Here is a 21,952-nt window from a genome sequence, read left to right on the forward strand (position 1 = left end):
TCCAGCAAGGGTAGAGCATAATATTTGTGAATTTTGTTACGGTTTTTCAAGGCACAATTATGCCGGAACCGGGAGTCAAAGGTTTAGCTCCCATGTCTGCTAAGATATTGACAACCATTTGCTTGGCGCGAGTATCTTCGCGTGGTCCACTAACGCCCTCGCTGTCTAACCCCCACATAAACTGAATAGAGCCAGTCGAAAAGACTTTGGCACCACTAGCAGAAGTGAAGCAAACTGCTTGGCAAATCCGTGGGTCTGTTCCAGCAGGAAAACCCTCTAGTTCAGCTTGATCAAAGTTTTGCAACTGTATGGATTCGCCGAGAACGACCAACCCACTTGGAGATGCATTTAAATTGATTGCATCCCATTCAAAGCCCACCAAACCACTTAATTTATCCCCATCATTCAGGTTTGTGTTGGCATAGTAGGGGTGAGTACTGTTTTTTACCACAAAATCGAACCCATCAGAAAAGAAATCCCGCCATCTACCTCCAATGTACATATTGCCTTTCAAGGCACTCTCTGGCTTGTTGTTTTCTGGGCTGCGGAATTTGTTGGTTGGTGCCACAGGATCTGAGGCATCTTTGTAGCAAACCATAACCCTGTTAGCTACTCCCATACTAGAGTTTTCAAACCGCACTCGCTGATAGACACTGTTCCCTGAGAAAAAAGCCTTGTTGATGCTGCTGGACTGGACACTATTAAACTCCTCTAGCGACCAGTACTCATCGTGACCGACTGACAGAAATACGTTATGCTGTTGCAGCAAACTTGGGTTGGCGTGGACATCCACGTTAGTTACGTAGGAGATGTCATAGCTTTGGGACTCCAGCCACCGCACCATATTGTACTCCCAAGACAAGATAATGTTGTTATAAGGGTTACTACCAGTTAACGTGCTATGTTGTGCGAATGGTCTGTCGTAGGAAAGCTTAAACCCCCTTTGACCTCCAGTACTCTGTTCTGGGTATAGAGAGTAACCACCACTGAGGTTATAAGCCTGCAAAGTATTGAAGCTGCTCTGGAATAATATGTCAGACCTTTCACTGTCATTACGAACAACAAACACTACCTGGGACTTACTCCCACTTCTCTGGTCAGTTAGCTTGGCAATATACAAACCACTAGTCCAGTCATTGCCAACTTGTAGCGTGTAGGAAGTTGACCAGTTTTCACATGAGACTGTGCGGGTAGAACTGTCGAAATTACATGCGGGCTGGGTAATTCCGTTAAGCTGACCGCTACTCAGTATTAGCCGACCGCCTTGTCCTCCGTAGTAACCTAAGCGGTACACATCAATCGTGTAATTTCCGGCCTGTGCTAGAGAAACTTTGATTGGCAACGAGCCGCCCTTGTTTACACTAGTTGCTGTCGCATAGCCAGCAATATCCGATTGACCTACTTGGGGAATCCGCCAATCTGTAGTACCAGGTTTTTGGTTTTCTAAATAAATCGCATTAGTGTTTGCTGGGTTAGCCCTGGCACTGAAGGTCACGCTGCCTATGTCAGAAGCTGTTGCACTCACAGTGTTTGTTATGCCAGCTGTTGTCCCTAGAGTTAGCACTGTGCTGGCTTGACCATCGTTACCAGTTACCGCACTAGCGGATGAAACCGAACCTCCACCACTGGTGATAGCAAAGTCGACTGTCACTCCTGACTGAGGATTCCCATTACTATCTGTAGCTTTCACAACGAACGGGTTCGCTAAGGCAGAACCTGCCGTACCAGTTTGATTATCGCCGCTTACTTTAGTCAGACTGTTACCAACCACAAATACTATGTCGCGGAAATAGTTACTGTTCTGATAGGAATTAGTTGGGAAAGAATTCAGACTACCAAAGACTGAATTGTTGCCATCAGCAACTGAACTGAGATCGCCATTTACAACTGGGCTAGCTAATGCGTTATTAGTTACACCAAAATAGCTATTACAACTGACAGTCACTATATAGGTGCTATTGGCTAATATATTTACAGGTGTGCTGAGATCCTGTTGCTGCCAACCCGAAGAAGTTTCATTCGAGAAAGTAACACTTCCTAGTATAGATCCTGTTGCCGACCAAATTCTGCCTATATGATTGCCAGTCTCATTGACCGCTTTCCAATGGCGGATTGCGGTAATTTGACCACTCTTGGCACTTTGGAACTTCATTCCAAGTTCATAGGATACGCCATCACTCCATTCAAACCCAGGAACCTGAGTTGTAAATAAAGTTTGCGAGGTGGTCTGAGATTGGGCTAAAAGTATTTTATCGAAATCGTTTTGCTGAGTCATTGCTGTTCAGAAATTTAATTTTCTTAACACGTTAGTTAATATAAAAAAGTTGAAGTACAAAATCTTTAGAGTGGGTAGTAGACTAACTAATTGATGTGGTTATGATCAAATATTTCAAATCCCTCCTAAATCACATCAGCAAATGTCCGTTCCATTTTTCGGAAGTACCAAATGCCACTTACCAGTAACAAAGCAACTAGTCCTAGAGATAACGTGAATCCAGTCCAGTAAAGTTTGGATTCTCCCCCTAAAATTGCCCAGCGAAAACCATCAATCACGCCTACCATTGGGTTCAAATAGTAGAGCAAACGCCATTGCTCTGGTACAATGCTGCTACTAAAACCGACGGGTGATACATATAGACCAAACTGCACAATAAACGGCACAATGTACCGGAAGTCTCGATATTCCACATTTAAAGCTGCCAACCACAGTCCTACTCCTAATGAAGCAGCAAAGGCAATGCCAATAAATAGCGGTAATGATAATATCCGCCAAGTGGGAACAAAATTATACCAGGCCATTAGCCCTAAGAGAATCATTGCAGAAACTAGAAAGTCCACAAAGCTGACAATTACTGAGCTGGCAGGCACAATTAAGCGCGGAAAGTAGACTTTAGAAATCAAATTGGCATTACTAATTAGGCTGTTACTACACTCACTTAGAGCATTGGAAAAAAATTGCCAGGGTAACAAAGCAGCAAATACCAGTATTGGATACGGTGCTGACCCCTCTGAAGGTAATTTTGCCAAACTTCCGAAGATGACGCTGAACACGATCATCGTCAAAAATGGTCGAATGAGTGCCCAGAGCATACCAATCACTGTTTGCTTATACCGCACCAGAATGTCACGCCAAGCAAGAAAATAGAATAATTCTCTATAGCGCCATATATCTTTCCAATATTGCTGCTCTGTACGTCCAGCTTCAATCACTAACTCCTGTTGGGAGACAATTTTTGGACTATTCATAGTTCTTGATTGAAGATTAATATTTTTAACTAAATGAAACTAATAATTCTTAACTTACGAACTGGAAACCTCTAAGACCTTGATAACCAAATTGCCTGGCGCTTTTACGAGTAAACTCACCAACGGAAGGGTTCCCTAGAGAATCAATCACTCCTGTGACTTGCCGCCATAGTTCTTGTGGTGCTACCAAAATTTCATAATTACTATCATCACACTTACGAATGTGATACCAAGTTGTTTGCTGACATCCTTCACACCAGAAAGCTTCTAACCATTCCCCTTCTATAGGAACTGTGGTTTGGTTCGCTACTAACATCAAAGCATTCCGTCGACTCATACCTCGTTGCTGTAATTGACCTGCTTGGTCAGCAAACATTTTATATTTTTGACTGACGCTATCTATATAGCAACTATGAATCGGGCAGTAAATTGCTCTTCGCTTGGAACGTTTCCGATTTCGGTCACACCTCATCTGTAATTTCACCTCCTGTATAGACAAAAACCATGAGCAAGGAAGGCTATGTTGGAGGGACTGAGATCAATAAGACCATCAAAGCCCTACTCCTAAAAAATATTGCAAAAATATTCAATAATAAATGATGATTTTGTTTTTATTTTACCTTGTTTTTTAATTAATTTACTTCCTCTGCAATTGAAAAAAATGATTTTGCAAAGAGTTAGTTTTTGACTAGATTAAAAGATTTTAATGCTCTATTTTTCTCCTAATAGTCTTATACCATGCAACCAAAAATTTGTGGATCGAATTGTTTAAGGTTTATCAAAATCATAGAAATTTAATAAACCTAAATATGATTACTTTACATCGCTTCGAGACATGGTGATTATTTCATCAAATACTGCCTGCTGTAAAACATGCAAGTATTGTTTAGAGATCACTTTAGGTGTGAAGTGCGATCGCAAATACTGACGACCGGCTTTGCCCATCTGCTCTCCTATTTGGGGATCTCGATTCAGAAAGCGAATAAATTGCGCTAGACCTTGACCATCTCCATTGTCAAATGTGCTACCACAACTAGCATCAGCTACGAGTTGTCTCAAATATGAAGTCTTGGAGCAAATTACTGCTATTGGTCGACCAGAGGCTAAAGCTGAGTAAAGTTTGCTGGGAACAACTAAACCCTCTGTAGCTGCATCTACACTGACTATTGATAGATCGCAAGCTGTTAGAGAATAAGGTAATACCTGCTTATCTTGATAAGGTAGAAATGTAAAATTGGTCAGTCCTAACCGCTCCACTTCCATAATTAATTCTTGGCGTTTGGCACCACCACCAATGCAGATAAACTGAATTGGCTCATCTTGCAATTGCTTTGCAGCTTCCAACATGGTGTCAATATCATGGCAACGACCCATATTGCCAGAATAGAGTACGGTAAATTTGTTAACTAGGTTATACTTCCAGGCAAACCAGTTTTCTTTCTTAGCAATCGGTATGATCGCTTCTGGGTTAGCCCAACTGTGAATTACAGAAACTTTATCAGCTACTTGGGGACAATGTGCAACTACCTGTTGTTTCATCGCTGGGCTAAGTACTATGATCCCCTTGGCTTTTAACCAAACCTGTTTATTGATTGCACGCCACAATCGCACCAGCCAGTTACTCTTTGAAATTACACCTAGCGCGATCGCAATATCAGGGTACAAATCGTACAATACGCATACATAAGGTAACTTGAATAAGATATAGGCTAGATATCCGATCACTGGCAAAAATGGGGGCGCTGTAGTTAGCAATAATACATTGTTGCGACGCGAACCTCTCAGCAAATAGAGCGTCGCCCGCAAGGTGTATAGCACACCATTAATGGCTTTGCCACGAATTCTTCCCGGCCAGAGTTGAGCAGTACGCGATCGCTGAATTCGGATTTGGTCAGCCCATTCAACTGCTGGGGCCGTATCAGAACGAAATGCATATCCTGGCTGACTTGTAAAAATTTCAATATCCACTCCTTGCTGCCCTAACTGTTTCACCAATTCTTCAATCAACTGCCCTGTAGCGGCATAATCCGGAGGGAAAAATTGGGTAACTACAGATAACTTAATTGATTGTTGAGCTTTTACAGAAGGCTTGTTTTTTGTATCTTTTTTTGCATCTAAAGGAGTAGAAATGGATTTCAAAAAATTTTGATTAATCCATTGATTAAGTCTCATAGTCTATGGCCTCGTCTGAAATAGAAAAAACTGTTATCCAAAACCCGTATAAACTCGAAATAATCTAGAAAACACATCTAGACTATATTGTAAGAATTTACAAATCTGGCTTAATATTCACTAAGAAAGCTTGACTCAACAAACTACAATTTTCGTAAAACTAATTCATTGATATAAACTACTATCAAGACTAGTTTTGTTTCGGCACGTTAGCCACAGCTTGGCATACCCTAACTAAACTGAAAACCTTGTAGTTTGTTTAGTTCACGCTCCCAAGTAGAGTATAGTTCGTCACCCCACAATAGCTTAAAAGACCTCTGAACCTTGCACATTTAGGCATTATCTTATAACCTATTAAGGCTAACTAACAGAACACTCTTTCTAGTTTATATACACACTTCTCTAACAGATACGAGAACACAAAAATGATGAAAATACTTCTAGCCGAGAACAAATTATTTTAGAGAGAAGGTAATATTTTTATGTGGTAAAGCAAGTCCTTGACAGGTTGAGCAGGTACTTACTTAAACTTCTAAAAAGAGATTTAATAGTTGGTGGCAGTCTCTATTGTTTGAGTAACATTCAGTCAACTGAGATATTTGGATTTATGATTACTATTCACAATTTGATTCTAGAATGTTTTGTTTTGAGTAGTGTTTAGTTTTTGTTTGAGCTTCTCTAGTTACATATAACTTTATAACTAAAGCTTTTAGGCTTTATTACTTTTTATATGCAACACTGAGAATTTCACAATATCATGTTTCCATATCGAATCATTTACTTCATTAAAAATTTATATTTTTAAAGTATATCTAATCTAAAACTTTATAAAATAATAGTTTTATGGGCTATCGGGACTCCTGTTTGATTGTTGAACAGGACTTAGATAATATACTGGGAAAATAAAAGTATAATAAATAAGGTCGTACTGCGTTTGTATTAAAACATACTTAATGTTTATTTAATGAACTGCAAAGTATGCAAAGAAAGAGATCGACCGAGGAATTAATTATTCGGTGCATTTACTTAGAATTTGGTAGAAATCAGCATTTACAAGCTGCCACAGCCGTAGTAAAAGTATGGCGAAAACTCCACTTGATGCCAAGCATCAATAATTTATATCCCTTAATTATTAACTTAAGCACTTAACTATTGCCTGTGTTTCCACTGAATCCAAAAATAAATTGTTTTTATGAGAGAATAATTTGGATATCATTAGCAAAATTCACGTTTATTAAGTAGAAAATTTAAAATTTTGTACTTTCTTATACTTAAACTAAATTGCTTGTATTATTTCATACTATTTAACGAGCCTAACTAGCAGCTTGCGTTATTTGTGTAATGGATTAAAGAATACAGACTTGTAATTTCATCATAAGTTTATTAAGTAAATATCAAATATAGTATAGATTGTTGGTCGTATCGAAATTTATCTCACAGAAGCTTATAAAACTCTTTCTACTAAATTCTGTCTAACTTATTACCAAATATTTAAGAATATGATAGAAAATTATCCTTCCCAACCTTCCAGTTCTGATAGCAGTAATAATTCTGTATCTCCATCTCTTCAAAATCAACAAAATCAACTTGTTCCGTGGGTTGAAGAGGAAGAAGAATGGAGTGTGCAAAAATTTCTGGGTGTTTTACGGCGAAGAGCGCTAGTTATGACAGGTGTAACTATTACTGTTATGACAATTGCAGTTATTAGCTTAGTGCTAAAGCAGAAACCCCCAGAATATGAAGGCAATTTTCAACTGTTAGTGGAACCTGTGAATGATGACTCCACAGATGTGGATGTTGTCAAAGACTCTAACTCACAGATGTCTAGTTTAGATTATGAAAGCCAAATTCAGGTTCTTAAAAGTCCTGAACTGATGAGAGATACTCTTAAACGGCTACAAGCTTCTTATCCAGAATTAAACTATTATTCTCTGATCGATTCTCTAAAAATTACTCGATTAGGTGAAACCAAGATTATATTAGTTAGCTATCACAGTAACAATCAAGATCAAACTCAAGCCGTACTACAGAGGCTCGCTAAAGATTACTTAGACTACAGCAAAATCAGGAGGCAAACCAAATTACGTCAAGGACTTCAGTTTGTTGAATACCAATTACCTTTAACACAAAATCGGGTAGATCAACTCCAAAAAGAGTTGCAATTTTTTAGACAAAACTACAATTTTGACAATCCAGAATCCCAAGCAGAGCAAATCTCATCACAAACGGTTGAATTATCTCAAAAAAGACAAGAGATTGATCTACAGTTAGCTCAAGCTCGTGCTAATTTAACAAGTCTAAAAGAAAAAAATGGCGCAACAGCAATGCTGAATAATGCTCCTTTATATCAGCAGTTAATTACTCAAATACGTCAATTTGATATTCAGATTGCAACTGAATCAACTCGTTTACAGGACAAAAACCCAACCATTCAAACATTGAAAGAGAAACGAGCTAGTCTTTTACCTTTGCTAGGTAAACAGGCACAGCAATTATTGGGTGTAAAATTTGCAGAAGTAGAGATGCAACTTCAGAAATTAGAAGTGCAAAGTCAAGAACTTACCAAAATAGAACAGAAACTTGCACAGCGACGCAACCAACTGCCAATTCTAACAAGACAGTACACTGAATTACAGCGTAAATTGCAATTTGCAAATGAGAGTTTGAATCGGTTTTTATCAACCCGCGAGAATCTCCAAATTCAAATATCCCAAACAGAGCTGGGCTGGCAATTACTTCAAGTACCAACTACACCGGACATTCCTATTTCTTCTTCTGATACCCTACGCAGTTTTGTATTAGTATTAGTTGCAAGTATCATCTCAGGAGTTGGTATTGTCTTACTAATGGAAAAGCTAGATAATGCCTATCATACTGTCGATGATCTGAAAAGAAAAGTTAAGCAGCCATTGTTAGGAAATATTCCTTTTGAACAGCAAATTCAAACTCAGCAAAACCACACTTCTCAGCAAATTTTTTCTTTATTAAGGATACCAAATTTTCTTTCTAAGGAGACTGCTAAACTGAGTGTTTTACCAAAGGAAGAACATGGTGAGTATTCTTCCAACTTTTCCGAAGCTTTAAGGGTAGTTTATACAAATATTAAACTACTCAGTTCTGATAGCCCGTTTCGTTCCATAGTTATTAGTTCAGCTATGCCTGGTGATGGCAAGTCTACCATAGCCCTTCATCTAGCTCAGATAGCTACAGCAATGGGGCAACGAGTCTTACTTGTAGACGCTGATCTTCGTAAACCCACAATTCACAATCTCTCACATTTAAATAATCTCTGGGGATTAAGCAATTTAATTTCTACAAACTTGCCAGTGGGAGAAGTAATTCGACAACTACCTTCTATGAGCAAACTATCTGTAATCACAGCTGGACCAGTACCATCCGATCCCGCAAAGTTGCTCTCATCTTCAAAAATGAAGCAATTAATGACAGATTTTCAGAAGAATTTTGACTTAGTGATTTATGATGCACCTCCCCTAGTGGGATTAGCTGATGCTAGCCTGATAGCACCCCACACTGATGGACTCTTGATAGTAGTTCGAATTCACAAAACAAATTCTTCAATACTAAAAATAGCTTTAGATAACCTGAAAATTTATCGGTTGAATATATTAGGCATAGTTTGTAACGGTCAAAAAACTAATTTCAATGGTTTGTATTAAATCTCAAGTAATCGTTTCTTGCTTGGGTGCTGATGCTTCAAGAATCCCTGGACTTGGAGTTAGCAAATTATCAGGATCATAGCGCCGCTTTGCACTTACTAACAGGGCAAACGCATCTAAATATTGACGAGCCTGAATCAGAGTAGAATTTAGGAAAACCCTAATCAAATAAGGCTTTGAGGAAATTAAATATTCACCTATATAGTAATGATAATCATTATAGAGGGAGTAGTTAAAGAACATGGTATTTTAACAGTTGCTCTAAAAAAGAATTTCATTCTGATTCTCCTCTCTATGAAGCTGAAGCCAAAAATAACAATTGCTGACCATTTTTTGAGAATAGAAGATCCACGAATAGATCGAACAAAGCGACACAACTTAATGGATATCATAACGATTGCCGTGTGTGCTGTGATTTTTGGGGCAGATGGTTGGGTGGCAATAGAGACTTATGGATGTGCCAAGTATGAGTGATTAAAAACATTTCTAGACCTACCAAATGGTATCTCGTGACATGATACATTCGCACGAGTATTTGCACAGATAAATCCCCAACAGTTTCAGTCATGTTTTCTAGATTGGATAAAATCAATACAGAAGATAACTTCTAAGGAAGTGGTTGTAATTGATGGGAAAACTTTACGCGGTTCTTATGATACAAGTAGTAACCAAAGCGCAATTATAATGGTAAGCGCTTGGGCGACTACAAATAAATTAGTGTTGAGACAAGTAAAAGTAGATGAAAAATCAAAGACGTTTTTGGTAATTAATTTGTCAAGTTTTAAGTGCATCTTTAAAAACTTCCACAATAGTTCAACTCCCCAACGTAGCTAACTGCTCTAATGTAATTGCTATGTGGATGCCTAAGAGGATGTTTGAAAAGTTCTTAGTGATGTATCAAATCCTTTTAGATCCCCCTAAATCCCCCTTATAAAGGGGGACTTTGATTCCATTTCCCCCCTTTTTAAGTGGGGTTAGGGGGGATCAATAAGTGCCTAAAATCACAGCCAACTACTTTTAAAACAACCTCTAAGTCAGGAGGGTAACTTCCTGAATTTTATATTGGTAAATTCCTTCTTAGAAATCACCTAAGATACGTTCGCGCTGGTCTAAACTCCCAGTTACAAAAAAACTTGTGCCAAATTGGCATGACACATAGAACTAAAATTTGGTATAGATTTTATAGTTCAATATAGTAATAACAATAGTTACATTTAGCTAAATACAACGTAATTATTACTAAATTTAATTTTTAGGTTACGCTAATTTTAACTCCGATCAATTAGCAATGTGATGTTATTAGGTGTAAATTTTAGAGATGATATTCACTCTTTGCATAAAGATAGCAACGCCACTAAATTACAAAAAAAATCAAACAGAAGTAACCTGTAGTAATATATACAAGAAAATATTACTTTAAATATCCGGTTTTTCAGAACATAACTTGTCTAAAATTATCAAGGTAGATTATAACAATTGAACAATTGCTGAAGACAACTCAAGCATAACTTAATTGCAAGTATTTATAACTATGACCTTCAAAATGCTAGTTAACTTTTTGACAATTTGTTTAACCCTTTAATTTACCACAAAACTTTTTTGCAAGAGGTCTAGTCATAAAAGCTCTTAGGATATAAGCTGTAAACAAGTAGATACAGCACTATTAAGAGCCATGAATAAAGCATATTCCAGTAAACTGGGCAAAGACCAGTAGAAATGTGCATGGGCATTTTTTTGATTATTAGCTATATCCATTTCTAGACAAGCCAACTCTAATATGGATGTAAAAATCAGAAATTAGTAAATTAGGAATTGATTTAAAAATTAAATTTTTGTTCATTTATAAATTATCAAATGGACAAAACACTTACCTATGTCAATTCTCTAGAAATGATTATTTAACAAGACGTTCCAGGCAACAAACATCATTTTTCAAGTTATTTGGCGATATTCAATATTCTCTGAACGGATAATATTTATGTACAAAACGGATGATTCTGTAGCTTGCTCAGGAGGCTTTTTGAAGTATGAAACTCTTACTTAGAATCTTTCCAAAATTTGGTGCCAATTTATTACAAAAGCTGCTAGAGCTAAAAAATACGCACTTGTTAATTTTTGATATCATTATTTTTTCAATTACTCCTTTATTAGCGCTGCTTATCCGTTTAGACGGCTATCTCGATATTCAAGCAAACATATCACAACTAGGAATCGCAACTTTACTATTTTTATTAGTTAAACTAATTGTATTTTGGAGTTTTGGTTTTTATAGGCGATACTGGCGCTATGCCAGTGTTGAGGAACTGACATATATAGCTATGTTGATGGTAGGTGCAATAGTCATCCAAAGCATGACATTTAATCTTCTTAATCACATATTGCCTTTTGTAACAGATAACCTGCCGCGATCGCTGCCATTTATTGATGGATTACTGTCATGTATTTTCATAGGAACGTTACGTTTCAGTTTTCGAGTTGTAGAAAGATTTATCCAACGTCAAGGAGTATTTAATCCACGAGAGCGGGTGCTAATTATTGGTGCTGGTAATGCCGGAGTTTCCCTTGTGCAAGATATGCAAAGCAAACCTAAACTAGGCTTTCATGCTGTTGCCTTCATTGACGACGATCCACGGAAATTAAATGTTCAAATTCGTGGTCTCCCAGTCGTAGGCAATCGCCACCAAATTCCTGATACTTTGAAATCTCTCCAAATCCACAAAGTTATCATCGCCATGCCTACGGTTGCTGGCCATGTTATTCGAGAAATCGTAGATATTTGCAAATCAACTGGAATACAAACTAGTACTTTACCTGGAATATATGAAATCCTCAACGATCGTGTACGGGTAGATAGCATTCGAGATGTCAGGATTGAAGATTTGCTCAGGCGAGAACCCATACAGACTGATGTTGAGCAAGTGCATAAATTTATCAAAGGTAAGACAGTACTGATTACAGGTGCAGGAGGATCAATTGGTAGTGAACTTTGCCGTCAAATTTTCAAGTGTCATCCTGCGGAAATGATACTTATGGGACACGGGGAGAATTCTATATTTAATATCCAACAAGAGTTAGAAAAACTGATCCAAATACTCAAAAATGATGGGAAAGTACAGCGATATACCCCTCGTATTTATACTTTCATTGGCGATATTCGTTATAGCGTTCGCCTAAAACAAGCTTTTGAACAATTTCAACCTAACGTGATTTTTCATGCGGCTGCTCATAAGCACGTTCCTCTGATGGAATTAAATTCATCAGAAGCAATCACTAACAATGTGCTTGGAACAAAAAACTTATTGGATATGGCGCTGCAATACAATGTTCAAAATTTTGTGATGATTTCCACAGATAAAGCTGTTAATCCCACTAGTGTCATGGGTGCTAGTAAGAGAGTTGCCGAAATGTTAGTTCTGCAAGCTGCAAAAGAAAGCGGTAAACCTTATGTTGTTGTGCGTTTTGGTAATGTTTTGGGTAGTCGCGGTAGTGTAGTTCCAACTTTCAAAAAACAAATTGCTTCAGGTGGCCCAGTAACCGTTACCCATCCCGATATCTGTCGTTATTTCATGACCATCCCAGAAGCAGTGCAACTTGTTTTACAAGCTGCGGTATTGAGTCGTGGTGGTGAAGTCTTAATGCTGAATATGGGCGAACCTGTAAAAATTGTTGACTTGGCTAAAGAATTAATTCGCCTTTCGGGATATGAAGTAAATAAAGATATTGACATCTTATTTACAGGCTTAAGACCTGGGGAAAAGTTATTTGAAGAACTGTTTATCGAGGGAGAAGAGTACGAACAAACTCAACATGAGAAATTGATAGTAGTGAAAAATGGCAGTCGGATTGTTTCAGAAAATCTCACCATGACTGTAGAAAAATTGTGTGCCGCAGCAGGTAAAAATGATATTAAATGCATCATGTTATTACTGGAACAACTGGTGTCAGGATACAAACCTAAGTATTTAGAAAATAATGAACGAAGAAACAGTCTAAAGAGTAGTGCTGTAATCACATATTTAAATAAAAACAAACTTGCGAAAGTGGAATCGGGAGGAGCTAAATAAAATAGATAATTTGGACTCTAAGTCGATGGCTCATTCATCAAATAACTCTACATTTAATTTAGATAATCAACATGGAAACGATCTATGGCTTTCACGGCTTATTACGAAAAATAAATAGAGTATTTACCTTAAAAAAGAGATACTTTTCCTTTTTCAAGGAACTAGCAATAACTTTGGTAAAAAGACAAACTAAATGGTCAATTGGAATTTATACAGGCCAATCTCTTTTGGATTTCGTTTCTACAGAAAATATTTGTTGTGTTTGGTATCAAACTGCAAAATTGGATGAGGTTAATGACTAAAGCAGATGCAACAACATAAGCCACTAACACTGCGCGGCAACTTTTCTTGGACTTTCGTCGGTAATTTAGTTTATGCAGCTTGCCAGTGGGGAATGTTGGTGATACTGGCTAAATTTGGCAGTCCAGAGATGGTAGGAAAGTTTACCTTAGGGCTGGCGATAACAGCACCTATAATCATGTTTACAAATCTTCAGTTGCGAATTGTCCAAGCAACAGATGCCAGAAAACAGTATTCTTTTAGCGATTACTTGGGGCTAAGACTAATCTCGACAGCTTTAGCACTTGCGATCATTACGGTTATTAGTTTGTTAGGCGGCTTTCGATGGGAAACATCTCTAGTTATCTTCTTGATGGGTTTGGCAAAGGCATTCGAGTCTATTAGCGACATATTTCATGGACTGATTCAGCAGCACGAACGCATGGATCGGATTGCAATATCGTTGATCATTAAAGGCCCTCTATCACTGCTACTACTGGGCATTGGAGTATATATGTCTGGCCATATTCTGTGGGGTGTACTTGGGTTAGTCTTTGCTTGGGCAGTGGTGTTGCTAAGTTACGACATTCGTAGTGGTATCTTGATGCTACACAGGTCACAATTGCAACCGCGTTGGCATCGAAAAACCCTAGTAAAGCTGGTATGGCTCTGTTTGCCTCTGGGGTTGGTGATGATGCTAATTTCACTCAATACCAATATTCCCCGCTACTTTATTGAGCGATATTTAGGTGAGCGTGAATTGGGGATTTTTGCAGCCATTGCCTACCTGATGGTGGCAGGAAACATAGTAGTAAATGCCCTAGGAGAGTCAAGCATTTCTAGGCTAGCTAAGTATTACGCGGCTAAAGATGCTATTGCTTTCCATACACTCCTACTCAAGCTGGTAGGAATCGCTGCCTTATTGGGCGGAACAGGTGTTTTCATAGCTGTTGTAGCTGGACGTCAGATCCTGACTCTTCTGTATCGACCTGAATATGCCGAGCAAACAAATTTGTTTGTCTGGTTGATGGTTGCAGCTGGAATTAACTATGTATCGTCTTTCCTGAGCTATGGAATGACGGCATGTCAGTACTTTCGCATCCAAATGCCTTTGTTTGTGATTGTACTAACTATCTCAACGATAACCTGTCTATGGCTGCTACCCAGTTTGGGATTGTTAGGGGCAGCGATCGCACTAGTTATTGCAACTATTGTCCAAACAATTTTTAGTTTAGGAGTTATCTTCTATGCACTACACAAACTCTAGAGATATCCAGAAGGTCGATGAGCATTCAATACGTATCCTCCATATTGTTGCAGGGATGAACAAGGGTGGAATCGAAACCTGGCTAATGTACATTTTGCGGCACATTGATCGCGATCGCTTCCAGATGTATTTTCTGGTTAACACAGCCCAGCCCGGCCCTTACGATGAAGAAATCCGTGCCCTTGGTAGCAAGGTTATTCTATGTTCTCATCCGTCACAATCCTGGTTGTACGCTCCTAATTCCAAACGTATCTAACACGAGTACGCAGCAGGACTACCTTGTGTGTTCTCAAACTCATAATATTGGTACAAATTAATGTCAAATGTGATCATTAAAAAAACATTAAATCAGGATTTTTGGAATAACGTAATTCTTTTACCTATTGACTTAATTTTGATTTTTTGTTCGACATTTCCTGGAGAAAATAAAACGGTGTATGAAATTCCTTTATTTTTTGTTTTTTGGACAATAATTTTTGTCCTGAGAAGAAACTTTATTTTAAGCCCAGCAGAAATTTCGGCTCAAATATTCATTTTTCTCGCTCTCTTACCTATTTTTATTCAATTTTATCAATATAATTTTGACTATTATTTTGGCGCTATATCAGGAATTCTATATGTTAATAGTCTTGTTTTTGGCACTCATGTAATCGAGCGATTGCTCAGTAATAGTCCAGGTTGTAAGATAGTTCGATGGCTACCTGCCATTACACTAATTTTTCTTGGAGTATTATCTCAACAGTTTTCTGGAAACGAGCCAAGACAATCCTTTATATTTGGGCCCAATATTTACTACAGAATTATTGGAACTATTTTCTTGCTAAATCTCGTATTGGTTCATGAAAATTACTCTAGTAAGAAAGAAAAAGTTTCAATTCTTAGCTTAATAACTACAATCTTTTGTTTAACCATTGCATTATCTCTAATGGTTAAAACAGGTTCTAGAGGTGCAACAGTAGTAGGAGTTTTTATGACATTATCTTTTCTTTACACAGTACTACATATCAGATTGAATTGGCTAAAGTTTGCTAGTATAGCTATAATATTTTCTCCTTTTGTACTCGCTATAAATTCAAGTTTTTCTAAATCTATTATTGATTCTAGAGTATTTTGGTTTTATGACCGTGGTGCCTCCTCTAGTTCTATTGCAGTCAGGGAAGGATATTGGCAAAATTTGACATCTTTTTTTATAAAAGATAATTTTTTATTCGGAGAAGGAAGCCAATATATATATTCCTATCCTCACAATATTTATCTAGACCTGCTATATAATGGCGGCTTTTTACCCTGTGTTATTCTTATAGGATTTACTGCAATGTATGGAATACTTTTATGGAAAGGTAAATTAAATAGAAACTGGAAAATTATAACTATAATTTGTTCACCAATTTATATAGGTTCTCTATTGTCTGGAACATTATATGACAACTATTCAATTATAAGCCTAATATTAGCACTACCAATTTTGATACAAAACCAAGTTCCTACTATAGCTACAAAAAATCAAAGGGTCTAATAAAGATTCAAATCTATAGTTTGAACAGGAGAGAATCAATTTTATGTATGAATTTGATTTGTTGATACATACCTTCCGTTTTGAAGGACATCCAATAGCAGTATTAGAGGCTTTATCTTATGGAATACCTTGTCTACTCACACTTGGTACTAATATTGCAGGTGAAGTGGAAGCGGCTGGGGCTGGATGGTCTGTGGAAGATACTCCAGCAGCGATCGCTAAACGGATGCAAGATGTTTTAGCCGCGCGATTAGAATTCCCAAAAAGAGGACAGGCGGCACAAAATTTAGTAGAAGAAAAATATTCCTGGAACCAGATTGGCAAGCAGTCACTTCGAGAATATTTCAACTTATTGCATCCAAATTACAAAATTACAGATGTAAGTGTTAAGTCAAATAATTCTCTAGAGGTTCAACGTTGATGGATACTCGTACCTTAATTTATTTACATCAATATTTTTCTATTCCCACAGTTTCTGGAGGCACAAGATCCTGGGAGTTTTCGACTCGTCTTGTCCAAGATAAATGGCAAGTTTGTATGTTTTGCGGTGACTCGGAAATTCATGGAATTCCCGCCGTTAATATCCTGAAATTGTTCAACACCAAAAATGTTAGTTTTAAATTAAATGTTATTCCTTTGAAGTACAGTAATTACATGAGCTTCTCGCGGAGAATTTTGGCATTTTTGAGTTTTGCTGTTCGGTCTTCTTTACAAGTCCTGCGAGAAGAAAAAGCTGACCTCACTTTTGCTACTAGTACACCGCTTACTATTGCAATACCAGCTTTATTGCGAAAATGGTTGCATGGCACTCCTTATGTTTTTGAAGTCAGAGACCTCTGGCCAGAAATGCCAATAGCTATGAAAGCTGTACGCTCACCACTAGCTATATTTTTGGCTCGGCAATTAGAACTGATAGCTTATCAAAATGCTTCTCATATTGTGGCGCTTTCTCCTGGCATGAAAGAAGGCATCGTCAAACAGGGTATTCCTGCTGAGAAAGTAGAAGTGATTCCTAATGCTTGCGATAATGTACGTTTTAACATTTCAGAAACAATTGGATTAGAGTTTCTCCGTCAGCATCCCGAATTATCTGGCGGGCCTTTGATTGTTTACACTGGTACATTCGGGCATATAAATGGAGTCAACTACTTGGCTTATTTAGCAAGTCACATGAGAAATATCATACCTGAAGCTAAATTTCTGGTGGTTGGTTCAGGTGCCTGTGAAAGTGAAGTCAGAGAAGCTAGTAGTCAATTAGGGATTTTGGAAAAAAACTTCTGGATGTGGCCACCTATTCCTAAAGCTGAAATGCCAGCACTCCTTTCTGCATGTACCGTTGCCACCTCCTTGTTTAAGCCGATTCCTGAGATGGAGCATAATTCAGCTAATAAATTCTTTGATGCGCTAGCAGCAGGTCGCCCAGTCGTAATTAACTATGGCGGTTGGCAAAAAGAAATTCTCGAACAGTCTGGTGCTGGTATTAGCATTTCTAGCAACGATCCAAAAGTTGCTGCAATTCAACTTGCAAAATTTTTAAATAGCTCTGAGTGCTTGCAAAGCGCTCAGGCTGCTGCAAGAAAACTTGCAGACACAGTATTTGATCGGGATATTTTGTACAAGAAACTAGCAAATGTTTTTCAGAAGGTTTTAAATGAAACGCATTCTGGCATTTAAAAAGTGGAAACATTGGTCGAAAATAAAATTCTTACGTTGTGCTGATAAGTTACTAGCAGCCGTTGGAATTGTTGTTGCATCCCTCGTCTTTACGGCAACAAATACAGAAGTTGTTGGACAAGATATATACCCTAAGAGTAAGCAATTTCCGCTAGGACTATACTCCATACACGAAGCACAAGATATGCAGAGAGTGCGGCAATTCGGATGGAAAATCGCCCAGACATATCATTTTACCCCTTCTTTTCTTGAGACTGTAGCTAAGGGTAAGATGCTTGCTCTTGCCAGCCTGCCAGGTAAATCTGAGCCGATACCAGAAGTGCAAGCGGCAAAGAAGATAACTGCTCTTGCTAAGAGCGATCGAGTAGCGTGGTGGGAATTTCCTGAAGAACGGCGCTATTGGAGAGATGGAGAAATGGCGATAGTCACCAATTATGCGAGTTGGACACGCAAATATGACCCAAAAAAGCGACCAAATTATATGTACATCCCCGGTCACTATGATGCTACAAGTGTCCAGCAGTATGTACCTTATTTGGATATCATTCCCTCCAGCGTTTACACAAACTATATAGGGGTGCCACATGCATGGGTGCGATGGCGGATGGAAACCACACTAAAGGCGATCAAGCTAGCACAAGCCACGATAGGCCCAGATTATCTGAATGGAGAAAAAACTCCTGTAGCAATTCTGGAACTTTTTCACGAATCTGGCAATGCGATCGCCACAAACAAAGGGGCATACCACGACTTTTGGCAGTCTATTGTGTCTGGTGCTAGAGGGATTCTAATTTTTTCTTACTGGCATGAGCGTGACCATCCAAGTCTAGAAAGTGTTTTGCAGACATATCATAAGGCTGCTGGAGAGATCGTAGGGCCAGAGCAATTGGGCTCGGCTATTTTGTATGGCACGAGGCTAGATAATGTGAGCTTTAAGATTGTCGCTGGCCCAGCAAGGACAGAGGAGTTTTACACCTATGGCATGGAGCATCCACTCAGCTTTCCCTCTATTAATTTGCTGACAACTGTTTGGAATCAATTTACTTACATTATTGCCGTCAACTCAGCAAATGAACCTGTTTCTGTTAGTTTTACTGGTCTGTCTAATACATCCACTAAAGCAACTGTTCTATTTGAAAACAAGAAAGTTTCGCTTAAAGATGGAGTATTAAATGCCGAATTTCAACCACTTGGCGTACATATCTTCAAAATTCCTAGCAACAAAGTATTGAAAAGGGAAAACTAAAGTATCTACGCTCAATTTCCGCGATGAAACTGATAGATATTGATTCCTGATTTTCATCTTTAAAAAAATGAAAACTACAGCTATGAACAGCAACTATTTACAAAAACATTTTTTTATAAAAAACAGCAGATTAATCAAGTCTATATTAGATAGATTTGTAGCAGCAATCGCCCTTTTAGCTCTTTTTCCGGTGATATTGATAATTGCGATCGCTATTTATTTCCGCATGGGTTATCCAGTTATTTTTATCCAACCCCGTCCCGGTAAAAATGCTCGTATTTTCAATTTTTACAAGTTCCGCACTATGACGGATGAATGTGATGCCAAAGGCAATCTTCTCCCTGATGAGAAACGCCTCACGCCTTTTGGTGAATTTCTTCGTCAAACCAGTTTAGACGAACTCCCTCAGTTGTGGAATATTCTCAAAGGTGACATGAGTTTTGTGGGGCCTCGCCCTTTATTGGTTAGCTATCTTGACCGTTACACACCTGAACAAGCACGCCGTCATCAAGTGAAACCAGGCATCACAGGTTTAGCACAAATTAAAGGCCGCAACGCTATTGGTTGGGAAAAAAAGTTTAACCTTGATGTCTGGTATATCGATAATTGGAGTTTGTGGTTGGACGTGAAGATTTTTTTTCTTACGGTGTTCAAAGTATTAGAACAAAATGGAATCGACCAAAAAGGTCACATCTCCTCTGAAGAATTTAAAGGTTAACTTAAGGAAAATTAAATGATTAAAATTTTCAGCCCACATCTAGATCGAGCGCAACTAGAACTTTTACCAACTGCTCAAGATGTTGCTTTTTACGAAGAACACGGTTGGTATATCTCCAAAAAAGTCATTCCTGATGAAATGATTGATGCAGCCATTTTAGCTAGCGAAAAATTCTATCTTGGAGAGCGAGATGCAAAGCTTCCTTCTAGTACAGGTTATAGCAACTGGAAGCTAGGAGATGAGAATGCTATTCGTAATAACGAATTCGTTTCTTTGCAAAATAATGTCCTCCGAGAGTTCGCACTTCAGCCAATTATTGGAGCAATTGCTGCTAGGCTAACTAAAAGCAAAGGTATTCGCTTATTTGAAGACCAGTTAGTTTATAAAGCTCCACACAGTCAAAATGGTAAAGGGGTAGTTGGCTGGCATACAGACAGTGCTTACTGCTCTACCTGTACTTCAGATAAGCTACTCGCGGCTTGGATTCCTTTTCATGACTGCGATGAGTCTAGAGCGCCGCTAGTTGTCATTGATGGTAGTCACAAATGGTCTGGTAACGAACATTTACGCTACTTCAACCAGCAAAATCTTAAAGATATAGAACAAAAATTTGCCCAAACAGGACGCAAGATTATCGAAGTTCCTATGATTTTAGAAAAAGGGCAAATGAGTTTTCATAACTGTAGAACTATTCATGGCAGCTATCCTAATTACAGCGATTTATTTCGTTTAGCAATAGCTGTACATCTCCAAGATGATGACAACCGCTATCAAGCTTTTTGGAATCCCCCAGGTAAACGCATTCATCACTTCCTTGACAGTATTTGTCGCAAACTGCCAAATGGCAATCCAGATTATAGTGATCCAGCAATATTTCCTGTTTTGTGGTCAGCAAAAGATAGATAGCAAATACTCAAATATAGCCAAATAAATTGGGAAAATTACATGAATTTGCAAGTACAAATAATTGAATTAACAAATGATTTATGGTTAAAAACATTGCGAGAAATCCGCCATGATTTTTACCATTTGCCTGAGTACAGCTATTTAGAGTCTAAAAGAACTGATACTATCCCCGAAGCTATATTAATAACTGAAGGTGAAAAAAAGTTTTTTGTGCCTTATTTGCTCAGGAAATGTAATGATATCCTCTTTGAAGGACTACAATCAGCAGATATTTTTGATGTTGTTTCCCCCTATGGCTATCCGGGAATCTTGCTCAGTGAAGCAGCTCTTAACACACCAGGATTTCTAGATGCTGCTCTAGATATCATGAAGCAGGAATTTCACTCTAGGGGGATATGCTGCGCTTTCTTTCGTTTACATCCAATTCTCAATGAGAGTTTCACCAAAGTCTCTCAACCGGAAACTTTGAAACTTACAGGCGAAACAGTCTCAGTTGATTTGAGGCTTTCTAACTTGTGGACTCACACCAGAAAGGGTCATCGTAGCACAATTAACAAGTGTAAGCGCCTCGGAATGATTGCCAAGATGGTTCCATTCCAAGATTATTTGGACGAATTTGTTGCAATCTATGAAGAAACCATGAAACGTGTCAATGCAACGACAGGATACTACTCTTTTAATTCCGAATATTTTACTCAAATGAATGATTTGTTAGGTGTTAGTCTTCATCTATGCATTGTTGAACACGAACATCAGATAGCTTGTGTTGGTTTATATACAGAATGTTGTGGAATTGTGCAAAGCACACTTGGGGGAACAAGAAATCAGTTTGTTCATTTATCACCAGGTAGTTTAGAAACCGACTATGCAAGATATTGGGCACAGGAACGCGGGAATGAATTTTTGCATTTGGGGGGTGGAGTTGGTAGTTCAACTGAGGATAGTTTATATATTTTTAAAGCGGGTTTCTCTCAACTAACTCACAAGTTTTTAACATTACGCTTAATAATTGATGAGGAAAAATATTATAAATTGGTGAACTTAAGAGCGAAAGTTATAGGTAAAACAGCATCAGAATTATTGGAATCAGACTTTTTTCCTGCTTATCGTTCACATTGAATGACCACGCTCGGAAAATTATGCTTTTCATCTCTCATATTGGTTAAGCAATTAAGCTTGATAATGCT

Annotated in this window: 17 protein-coding genes and 1 pseudogene; 13 read left to right on the plus strand and 5 right to left on the minus strand. The window is 38.1% G+C overall.

What is annotated here, in order from left to right; translation table 11 throughout:
• Positions 1 to 46: 46 nt before the first annotated feature.
• The 4 genes from IQ274_RS10630 to IQ274_RS10645 all read right to left on the minus strand — a co-directional run bounded on the left by IQ274_RS10630 (position 47) and on the right by IQ274_RS10645 (position 5,418).
• Complete coding sequence (locus tag IQ274_RS10630) at positions 47 to 2,275, minus strand: N,N-dimethylformamidase beta subunit family domain-containing protein (protein WP_194142222.1); 2,229 nt, start codon at positions 2,273 to 2,275, stop codon at positions 47 to 49.
• Between the two features lie 125 nt (positions 2,276 to 2,400).
• Positions 2,401 to 3,246, minus strand: a complete 846-nt coding sequence (locus tag IQ274_RS10635; RefSeq protein WP_163929022.1) for an ABC transporter permease — start codon at positions 3,244 to 3,246, stop codon at positions 2,401 to 2,403.
• Between the two features lie 49 nt (positions 3,247 to 3,295).
• On the minus strand, positions 3,296 to 3,718 hold the full coding sequence (locus IQ274_RS10640; RefSeq protein ID WP_114081653.1) for a hypothetical protein: 423 nt from the start codon (positions 3,716 to 3,718) through the stop codon (positions 3,296 to 3,298).
• A gap of 341 nt (positions 3,719 to 4,059) precedes the next feature.
• A complete protein-coding gene (locus tag IQ274_RS10645) occupies positions 4,060 to 5,418 on the minus strand; it encodes a glycosyltransferase family 4 protein (protein WP_194142223.1) in 1,359 nt (452 codons plus the stop codon).
• 978 nt (positions 5,419 to 6,396) lie between these two features.
• On the opposite strand from IQ274_RS10645, the gene IQ274_RS10650 reads away from it, so the two are divergent.
• Both IQ274_RS10650 and IQ274_RS10655 read left to right on the plus strand, forming a co-directional pair.
• Positions 6,397 to 6,567 carry a hypothetical protein gene (locus IQ274_RS10650; RefSeq protein WP_163929024.1) on the plus strand — a complete coding sequence of 57 codons (171 nt, stop codon included), beginning with the start codon at positions 6,397 to 6,399 and terminating at the stop codon, positions 6,565 to 6,567.
• Positions 6,568 to 6,917: 350 nt separating this feature from the next.
• Positions 6,918 to 9,095, plus strand: coding sequence for a GumC family protein (locus IQ274_RS10655; RefSeq protein WP_228058138.1), 2,178 nt, complete (start codon positions 6,918 to 6,920; stop codon positions 9,093 to 9,095).
• 3 nt (positions 9,096 to 9,098) lie between these two features.
• Here the strand turns inward: IQ274_RS10655 and IQ274_RS10660 are convergent, their stop codons facing one another.
• On the minus strand, positions 9,099 to 9,338 hold the full coding sequence (locus IQ274_RS10660) for a hypothetical protein (protein WP_194142341.1): 240 nt from the start codon (positions 9,336 to 9,338) through the stop codon (positions 9,099 to 9,101).
• Positions 9,339 to 9,389: 51 nt separating this feature from the next.
• Here IQ274_RS10660 and IQ274_RS10665 point away from each other — a divergent pair.
• From IQ274_RS10665 to IQ274_RS10715, 11 genes and pseudogenes are all read left to right on the plus strand, one after another.
• Positions 9,390 to 9,863: pseudogene (locus IQ274_RS10665) on the plus strand (ISAs1 family transposase); the annotation flags it as partial.
• A 1,259-nt stretch (positions 9,864 to 11,122) separates the two neighbouring features.
• Positions 11,123 to 13,159 carry a polysaccharide biosynthesis protein gene (locus tag IQ274_RS10670; protein ID WP_194142224.1) on the plus strand — a complete coding sequence of 679 codons (2,037 nt, stop codon included), beginning with the start codon at positions 11,123 to 11,125 and terminating at the stop codon, positions 13,157 to 13,159.
• A gap of 307 nt (positions 13,160 to 13,466) precedes the next feature.
• Entirely contained in the window at positions 13,467 to 14,705 is a 1,239-nt protein-coding gene (locus IQ274_RS10675) for a lipopolysaccharide biosynthesis protein (RefSeq protein WP_194142225.1), read from the plus strand.
• Positions 14,686 to 14,961, plus strand: coding sequence for a hypothetical protein (locus tag IQ274_RS10680; protein WP_194142226.1), 276 nt, complete (start codon positions 14,686 to 14,688; stop codon positions 14,959 to 14,961). The genes IQ274_RS10675 and IQ274_RS10680 overlap by 20 nt, the downstream gene beginning before the upstream one ends.
• Positions 14,962 to 15,021: 60 nt before the next feature.
• A complete protein-coding gene (locus IQ274_RS10685; RefSeq protein ID WP_194142227.1) occupies positions 15,022 to 16,221 on the plus strand; it encodes an O-antigen ligase family protein in 1,200 nt (399 codons plus the stop codon).
• A 43-nt stretch (positions 16,222 to 16,264) separates the two neighbouring features.
• Entirely contained in the window at positions 16,265 to 16,642 is a 378-nt protein-coding gene (locus tag IQ274_RS10690) for a glycosyltransferase (protein ID WP_194142228.1), read from the plus strand.
• Positions 16,642 to 17,895: a glycosyltransferase family 4 protein gene (locus IQ274_RS10695; protein ID WP_194142229.1), complete on the plus strand. Its 1,254-nt coding sequence runs from the start codon at positions 16,642 to 16,644 to the stop codon at positions 17,893 to 17,895. The genes IQ274_RS10690 and IQ274_RS10695 overlap by 1 nt, the downstream gene beginning before the upstream one ends.
• Positions 17,873 to 19,141, plus strand: a complete 1,269-nt coding sequence (locus tag IQ274_RS10700) for a hypothetical protein (protein WP_194142230.1) — start codon at positions 17,873 to 17,875, stop codon at positions 19,139 to 19,141. Before IQ274_RS10695 ends, IQ274_RS10700 begins: the two co-directional genes overlap by 23 nt.
• A 67-nt stretch (positions 19,142 to 19,208) precedes the next feature.
• A complete protein-coding gene (locus tag IQ274_RS10705; RefSeq protein ID WP_322745222.1) occupies positions 19,209 to 19,859 on the plus strand; it encodes a sugar transferase in 651 nt (216 codons plus the stop codon).
• Between the two features lie 15 nt (positions 19,860 to 19,874).
• Complete coding sequence (locus IQ274_RS10710; RefSeq protein WP_194142231.1) at positions 19,875 to 20,765, plus strand: phytanoyl-CoA dioxygenase family protein; 891 nt, start codon at positions 19,875 to 19,877, stop codon at positions 20,763 to 20,765.
• A gap of 39 nt (positions 20,766 to 20,804) precedes the next feature.
• Positions 20,805 to 21,884 carry a FemAB family protein gene (locus IQ274_RS10715; protein WP_194142232.1) on the plus strand — a complete coding sequence of 360 codons (1,080 nt, stop codon included), beginning with the start codon at positions 20,805 to 20,807 and terminating at the stop codon, positions 21,882 to 21,884.
• Positions 21,885 to 21,952: the final 68 nt, after the last annotated feature.

It is taken from the genome of Nostoc sp. LEGE 12447, assembly GCF_015206985.1.
Classification (GTDB): Bacteria; Cyanobacteriota; Cyanobacteriia; order Cyanobacteriales; family Nostocaceae; genus Nostoc.